The sequence below is a fragment of the Pseudomonas sp. P1_F1_2 genome, assembly GCF_056405815.1.
Map to the genome: position 1 here is coordinate 1 of NZ_JBFUBK010000173.1, position 7,353 is coordinate 7,353.

At 59.9% G+C, this 7,353-nt stretch carries 8 protein-coding genes; 3 read left to right on the forward strand and 5 right to left on the reverse strand.

Annotation, left to right across the window (positions count from 1 at the left end; genetic code table 11):
• The coding region (locus AC1D2P_RS29825) for an MFS transporter (RefSeq protein ID WP_477811737.1) at positions 1-983 on the forward strand (983 nt) is incomplete at its 5' end.
• Here AC1D2P_RS29825 and yiaY read toward each other — a convergent pair.
• On the reverse strand, positions 980-2,128 hold the full coding sequence (yiaY, locus tag AC1D2P_RS29830; RefSeq protein WP_077430755.1) for an L-threonine dehydrogenase: 1,149 nt from the start codon (positions 2,126-2,128) through the stop codon (positions 980-982). The genes AC1D2P_RS29825 and yiaY overlap by 4 nt on opposite strands.
• Positions 2,129-2,284: 156 nt before the next feature.
• Here yiaY and AC1D2P_RS29835 point away from each other — a divergent pair, with 156 nt between their 5' ends.
• On the forward strand, positions 2,285-3,304 hold the full coding sequence (locus AC1D2P_RS29835; protein ID WP_477758583.1) for a DUF4917 family protein: 1,020 nt from the start codon (positions 2,285-2,287) through the stop codon (positions 3,302-3,304).
• Between the two features lie 101 nt (positions 3,305-3,405).
• Here the strand turns inward: AC1D2P_RS29835 and AC1D2P_RS29840 are convergent, their stop codons facing one another.
• The 3 genes from AC1D2P_RS29840 to AC1D2P_RS29850 form a co-directional block, all read right to left on the reverse strand.
• Positions 3,406-3,750 (reverse strand): YegP family protein, encoded by a 345-nt coding sequence (locus AC1D2P_RS29840; RefSeq protein WP_046029425.1) that lies wholly within the window; start codon positions 3,748-3,750, stop codon positions 3,406-3,408.
• A 79-nt stretch (positions 3,751-3,829) separates the two neighbouring features.
• Positions 3,830-4,138, reverse strand: a complete 309-nt coding sequence (locus AC1D2P_RS29845; protein WP_109787367.1) for a ribbon-helix-helix domain-containing protein — start codon at positions 4,136-4,138, stop codon at positions 3,830-3,832.
• A 14-nt stretch (positions 4,139-4,152) separates the two neighbouring features.
• Positions 4,153-4,734: a DJ-1/PfpI family protein gene (locus AC1D2P_RS29850; RefSeq protein WP_223523957.1), complete on the reverse strand. Its 582-nt coding sequence runs from the start codon at positions 4,732-4,734 to the stop codon at positions 4,153-4,155.
• A 295-nt stretch (positions 4,735-5,029) separates the two neighbouring features.
• On the opposite strand from AC1D2P_RS29850, the gene AC1D2P_RS29855 reads away from it, so the two are divergent.
• The gene (locus AC1D2P_RS29855; RefSeq protein ID WP_477811738.1) at positions 5,030-5,920 is read left to right on the forward strand and encodes a DMT family transporter; all 891 of its coding nucleotides are present in this window, start codon (positions 5,030-5,032) and stop codon (positions 5,918-5,920) included.
• 83 nt (positions 5,921-6,003) lie between these two features.
• Here the strand turns inward: AC1D2P_RS29855 and AC1D2P_RS29860 are convergent, their stop codons facing one another.
• Entirely contained in the window at positions 6,004-7,218 is a 1,215-nt protein-coding gene (locus AC1D2P_RS29860) for a class I SAM-dependent methyltransferase (RefSeq protein WP_477758584.1), read from the reverse strand.
• Between the last annotated feature and the right edge of the window lie 135 nt (positions 7,219-7,353).

A 7,353-nucleotide genomic window follows, 5' to 3' on the forward strand; every position in this document is an offset into this window, starting at 1 on the left:
GCCTCGGTCAGCGCATCGGTCGTAAACCGGTATTGCTCGCGGCGCTGGGCATTTATGGGTTGGGAAACCTCGCACTGCCGCTGGGCCAAACACTTGAATCGTTTCTGTTTTTTCGGCTGCTTCAAGGCATTGGTGCCAGCGGGATTTCAGTCATGGCACGGGTGTTGATCCGCGACAGTTTCCGCGGCGATCTGTTGGCCAAGGCGTTGTCATGGATTTCGATTTCATTCGTGGTGGCGCTGGGAATCGGCCAGTACCTGGGGTCGGTGATTCAGGTGGCGCTGGGCTGGCCGGCGATTTTCTATCTGCTGGGTGGCGTGAGCCTGCTGATGGCGGCGGTCGTGGCGCGGGTCCCGTTTGCGGTTTTGACCGAGGGTAATGTGCAGTCGTCTGCTTGGCCGAGTTACAGGCGCATTCTGCGCGATCGTGCCTTCTTGCTGCCGGCCCTCACCGGCGGCCTCGGTTATGGGGTGATCGTCGCCTTCAACACTGCCGCGCCGTTGATTCTGCAAGGACCGTTCAACTGGTCGGCGGTGGAATACGGGCTGTTGGGCTGGCCGATCAGCGCGGCGTATTTTTTGGGGGCGTTGGGGGTCAATGCCTTGGTACTGCGCACTGGTCAGCGTCGACTGATGGAAGCCGGCGTGGGGCTGGTGCTGACCGGGAGTGCGGTGATGTTATTGGGCAGCATCGCCGGCACCTCCATTGCCCTGCTGTTCTGGTTGCCCTATTGCGTGGCGGTGTTCGGGCAGTCGCTGACCTACCCGATCAGCCTGTCGCTGGCCAACGACGGCTCACCGGTCGGCGGCGCTTATGCGATGGCGTTGAGCGGTTTCATTCATCAACTGATGGCCGCGTCCATTGGCGCGATTGCCAGCCTGATCGCCAGTGAACAGGCCTGGCCGTTGTCGTTGCTCTGCACCTTGCTGGCGTTGGGCGCGATGCTGTGTGTCATGCTCGCGCCCGGTCGCAAAACGGCCTAAAAGGCGCTACGGAAAATCTCCTCGATCTGGCTCTGATCCGCCGCCCGGGGATTGGTAAAACCGCAGGCGTCTTTCAGCGCATTGGTGGCAAGCATGGGGACGTCGTTGAGGTTGACGCCTAGCTCACGCAACCCGGCAGGGATTTCCACATCACTGGACAGTCGACGGATCGCTGCAATAGCCGATTGAGCACCCTCTTCAGGGCTCAAACCACGAATGTCGGCGCCCATCGCATGAGCCACCTCGGTCAGGCGTGGGGCGCAAACCTGAGCGTTGAAGCCCTGAACGTAGGGCAGCAGTACCGCGTTGCAGACTCCATGAGGCAAGTCATAGAACCCGCCCAGTTGGTGAGCCATGGCGTGGACATAACCCAGAGACGCGTTATTGAACGCCATGCCAGCGAGGAACTGCGCATAGGCCATGTTTTCCCGCGCAGCCATGTCACCGCCGTTGCGTACCGCCAGTCGCAGGTTGTTGCTGATCAACGTGATCGCCTTCAGGGCGCAGGCATCGGTGATCGGGTTGGCTGCGGTGGAGACGTACGCTTCGATGGCGTGGGTCAATGCATCCATACCGGTGGCTGCCGTCAGCCCCTGGGGCATGGCGACCATCAGCGCCGGGTCGTTGACCGACAGCAGCGGCGTGACGTTGCGGTCGACAATGGCCATTTTCACGTGGCGCGATTCGTCGGTGATGATGCAAAAACGTGTCATCTCGCTGGCGGTGCCGGCGGTGGTATTGATTGCGATCAGCGGCAGCTGTGGTTTGCTCGATTGATCGACACCTTCATAGTCGCGAATCTGCCCGCCGTTGGTCGCACATAACGCGATGCCCTTGGCGCAGTCGTGGGGCGAACCACCACCGACAGACACCACAAAATCACAGCGGTTTTCCTTCAACAAGCCCAGCCCGAGCTCGACGTTGGCCATGTTCGGGTTTGGTTTGGCGCCGTCGAAGATCACCGAGTCGATGTCCTGCATCGCCAGTTTTTCCGCAAGCATTTTCGCTACGCCGGCCTTGGCCAGCCCAACGTCGGTGACAATCAGCGCTTTACGAAAGCCGTACTTGCCAATGGCGTCCATGGCTTCGTCGAGGCAACCGGTGCCCATGATGTTCACGGAGGGAATGAAAAACGTGCTGCTCATGAGCAATTCTCCTGGCTGGGCCGAATCGGCGACGCCGATCCAGCGGTACGCCCACAGCTTCGACCCTTCGCTCACGCAGTAACTTGATCTGGCTCAAGTCATGGTCGTGATAAAGTCGCCGCCCATCCGACCTTTTGCTTTGAGACATTGACCGCAATGACCGATTTCCAGGATGTTGATGCCCAACTTGAAGACTGGAACGCCTTGCGCGCCACCGCCTCGTTCAGCGGTTTGCTGGTAGGCAACGGCGCCAGCCGCGCCGTGTGGGACGATTTTGGTTACGACTCGCTGTTCGAGAATGCACGCACCGTCGAAGAAAAACCGCTGAGCCAATCGGAGCTGAGCGTGTTCAAGGCGATGCAGACACGCAGTTTCGAGCAAGTGCTGAGCGCCCTGAAAACCACGAGCCGGGTCAACAAGGCGCTGGCCGTGAGTTCTGCCGCACCGCGCAATCGCTACTACGCGATCAAGGAAGCGCTGATCAACACCGTGCATGCGGTCCACATTCCGTGGCGACTGGTGGTGCCTTCGACCCTGGCGGCTATCAACCAGGAACTGGCCAGCTACCGGACGGTGTTCACCACCAACTATGACCTGCTCAACTACTGGGCCATCCAGCATCAACCGGGCGCGGTCAGCGACCTGTTCCAGGGCACCGAGCCGGGCTTTGACCTGAGCGCCACGGCGACCGATAAAACCCGTTTGCTGTACCTGCACGGCGGCCTGCATCTGGTGCGCAACCAGGACGGCACGGCGCGCAAACTGATGTCGACCGAGGGCACGCTGCTCGGCAGTTTTGCGATCAACAATACGATCAAGACCCTTGATGACGTGCCGCTGTTCGTCAACGAAGGGCCGGCGCAGGACAAGCTCAAGACCATTCGCAGCTCGGACTATTTGTCGTTTTGTTATGAGCAGTTATTGGGGCACGCAGAGGGGTTGTGCCTCTTCGGTCATGCCCTGGGCGAGCAGGACAGCCACATTGTTCATGCGTTGCGCCAAGCGCAGCCGAAGGTGGTGGCGATCTCGATCTACCCGCGCAGCAAGGCGTTTATTGAGCATCAGAAGCGCCATTACGCGAAGGTGTTTGAGGGGACTGGAAGTGAGCTGCGGTTCTTTGATTCTAAAACCCATGCCCTGGGCAGTCCGAAGCTGACGGTTCCGGTTGAGGTTTAGCGTTGACGGGCTCGACGCCTTTGTCGCAATGCCGCCCGGAACAAGCCCGCTCCCACAGAGGATGTGAACACCTCAGATCCAGTGTGAGAGCAGGTTGTTGTTTAGAGCACCGGTAACGTCTTGTCCTTGATCACCGTGGTCGGACCGTTGGCCTTCACGCTGGCGATGCCTTTTTCCTGCGCGGCCTCGGAGGAATAGGCTTCGCTGCTACCGATGATTTCGTGGTTGGCCGCCTTGAGGTTGAAGTAAGGATGGCCATCCTTGGTGGTCTTTTTCTCGTAGCGCTCATCCAGCGGGCTGTTTTTCTGCACCGAGGCAATGCCGTTTTCAGCAGCGCCACGGGTCGTGTAATGCTCGCTGCTCAGAATGGTTTCGGCATTGGCCGCTTTCAATACAAAGCGAAACTGGCCGCTGCTGGTTTTGCTCAATTCGTACCATCCAGACATGCTCTTTCTCCTTGGCAATTGAGAGGTTTGGCGCTTCAGAGTAAAGACCCGCCAGGGACATTTGTCGCCTGAACCGACCTCATTGTCGGGTCACCGTCCGAACCACCGACAACTCTGGCGCCACCCCCCTTCGTTGACTCAGATACCGCATGCAACTCACCCGCAAGAACGACGCAAAGTTCACCACTTCCCCCCGGTAATCCATCACTTCTTCGTACAGCTTGGCGATCAGTTGGTTGGTGCTCATGCCGTCGACCTCGGCGATCTCACTGAGGATGTCCCAGAACTGATTCTCCAGCCGCAGGGTCGTCACCACCCCGCAGATGCGCAGCGAGCGAGAGCGCGATTCGTAGAGGATCGGATCGGCCTTGACGTAGAGCTCGCACATGGACAATTCCCTCGTTACAGCGTGATTTTGGTGCCCAGCAAACCCAGGAAACCCGCGAGCCAGCTCGGGTGTGCCGGCCAGGCCGGGGCTGTGGCCAGATTGCCTTGAACGTGGCCCTGTGTCACCGGGATGTCGATGTACGTACCGCCGGCCAGACGCACTTCCGGAGCACAGGCCGGGTAGGCGCTGCATTCGCGACCTTCGAGTACGCCAGCTGCGGCCAGCAATTGCGCGCCGTGACAAACGGCGGCAATCGGCTTGCCGGCCTTGTCGAACGCTCGCACCAGGCCCAGGACGTTTTCGTTCAAGCGCAGGTACTCCGGCGCACGACCACCCGGTATCAGCAGCGCGTCGTAGTCCGCTTCAGCGACCTTGGCGAAATCGAAGTTCAGGGCAAACAGGTGGCCGGGCTTTTCGCTGTACGTCTGGTCGCCTTCGAAATCGTGGATGGCCGTGCGCACAGTCTGGCCGGCGATTTTGTCCGGACAGACGGCGTGCACGGTATGACCGACCATCAGCAGTGCCTGGAATGGCACCATTACTTCGTAGTCTTCGACGTAGTCGCCGACCAGCATCAGGATTTTTTTAGCCGCCATGGGGAGAACTCCTCTGGGAAATGCTTGGGAGTATTCAAGGTAGTCCCTATCCGGCAGGTCGGGTAATAACCAGCTACTACCTGACGGATCGCGTCATCGTTCATCGCGGGCAAGCCATGCTCCCACAGTTGACCGAGTCTCCCTTTGGAATGCGGTCAACTGTGGGAGCATGGCTTGCCCGCGATAACGTCCTCAAACTGTACGGATAACTCTGCGCCTAGCTGTAACAGCGCAGCCGGCGCGGTTTGTGGCTAGATGAAGACTCTTCCCGCCACCCTCGATTCTGGTTGCCATCATGTCCTCGCGCGAAAACACCGGCATGGCCCTCGGCCTGCTCGGCGTTGTGATCTTCAGCCTCACCCTGCCCTTCACACGCATCGTCGTGCAGGAACTGCATCCGCTGCTCAACGGCCTGGGCCGGGCGCTGTTTGCGGCGGTGCCGGCGGCGTTGTTGTTGCTGTGGCGGCGGGAGAAATGGCCAACCTGGAAGCAGGTCAAAGGCCTGACGCTGGTGATCGCCGGGGTCATTCTCGGTTTTCCGGTGTTGTCGGCGTGGGCCATGCAAACCTTGCCGGCGTCCCACGGGGCATTGGTCAACGGCCTGCAACCGCTGTGCGTGGCGCTGTACGCCGCGTGGTTGTCCCACGAACGACCGTCGAAAGCCTTCTGGGCCTGCGCCGCACTGGGCAGTGCGTTGGTGCTGGGTTATGCGTTGATCAGCGGCGYCGGCAGCATTCAGGCCGGTGATTTGCTGATGCTCGGGGCGATTGCCGTGGGTGGTTTGGGCTACGCCGAGGGCGGTCGGCTGGCCAAGGAGATGGGCGGCTGGCAGGTGATCTGCTGGGCGCTGGTGCTCTCGACGCCGCTGCTGATCGGGCCAGTGGTGTACCTGGCGTTGCAGCATCAGGGCGAGATTTCGGCCAAGACCTGGTGGGCGTTTGGTTACGTCTCGCTGTTCTCGCAGTTCATCGGTTTCTTTGCCTGGTATGCCGGGCTGGCGATGGGCGGTATTGCCCGGGTCAGTCAGATCCAGCTGCTGCAGATCTTCTTCACCATCGCCTTCTCGGCACTGTTCTTCGGCGAGCACATCGAGCCGATCACCTGGCTGTTTGCCGCCGGGGTGATCGTGACGGTGATGTTGGGGCGCAAGACAGCAGTCAAACCGGCGCGTGTGGCCACCGCGTAATCCCGTAGGAGCACAGCTTGCTGGCGATGGCGCCTTTGAAATCGCCATCGCCAGCAAGCTGTGCTCCTACAGGAGTGTCGTGTTTAGAGGAAGCCGTCAGACCGCAGCAGGGTCTCCAGGCAATGCTCGCTGATGTGGTAGAAATCCTTCAGCGCTTCAATCTTCACCAACAGCTGAGTCGGGTCCACCGGCTCGGCGCGTTTGACCGCCAGAATCATCTTGTTCTTGTTGGTGTGGTCCAGCGAGATGAACTCGAACACCTTGGTTTCGTAGCCGCAGGCTTCAAGGTACAGCGCACGCAGGCTGTCAGTGACCATTTCCGCCTGCTGACCCAAATGCAGGCCGTATTGCAGCATCGGCTTGAGTAATGCCGGGCTCTGGATTTGCAGGCGAATCTGTTTATGGCAGCACGGCGAGCACATGATGATCGACGCGCCGGAACGGATGCCAGTGTGAATCGCGTAGTCCGTGGCGATGTCGCAGGCATGCAGCGCGATCATCACGTCCAGCTCGCTCGGCGCCACGCTGCGCACGTCACCGCACTTGAACGCCAACCCTGGATGCTCAAGCTTCGCAGCCGCGGCGTTGCACAGGTTGACCATTTCTTCGCGCAGTTCGACGCCCGTCACCACACCTTCGGCGTTCAAGGTGTTGCGCAGGTAGTCATGGATGGCGAACGTCAGGTAACCCTTGCCCGAACCGAAATCCGCCACTTGCACCGGCTTGTCCAGCGCCAGCGGCGAGGTGGTCAGTGCATGGCTGAAGACTTCGATGAACTTGTTGATCTGCTTCCACTTGCGCGACATCGCCGGGATCAGCTCGTGCTTGCTGTTGGTCACGCCAAGGTCGGCGAGGAACGGACGGCTGAGGTCGAGGAAGCGGTTTTTCTCGCGGTTGTGCTCGGCGGACGGTACTTCACGTAATTGCTGAGGTTTGCTCTTGAACAGCGAAGACTTGCCCTTTTTGCTGTATTCGAGCTGGGCTTCGTCCGTCAACGACAACAAATGCGCATTTTTGAACGAGGCCGGCAGCAAAGCGGCAATGGTCGCGACGCCTTCGGCCAGCGCCAGGTTTTTGGTGATATCGCGGGTTTTATAGCGGTAGACGAAGGACAGGCAAGGCTGATCCTTGACCGTGGTTTGCTTGATGATCAGCCGCTGCAAGTCCGCTTCGGTGCCGACGTACTTGGCCAATACCAGTTTGATGAATGCGTTGGCGTCGAGGCTGGTTTGCAGCAGGTCGATGAACTGGGCGTGGTGATCCGGCGCGAGGCTGGCGGGAGTGGCGGTGACGGACATGTAAAAACGGCCTCGGACGGGGCGAATCGGGGAATGGCGGGTATTTTAGGGGGGATGTGGATGCAGGGCACGGGTAATTTCCCGAACGGTGCGATCTGTAGCAGCTGGCGAAGCCTGCGTCGGCCGGTCCGCGCT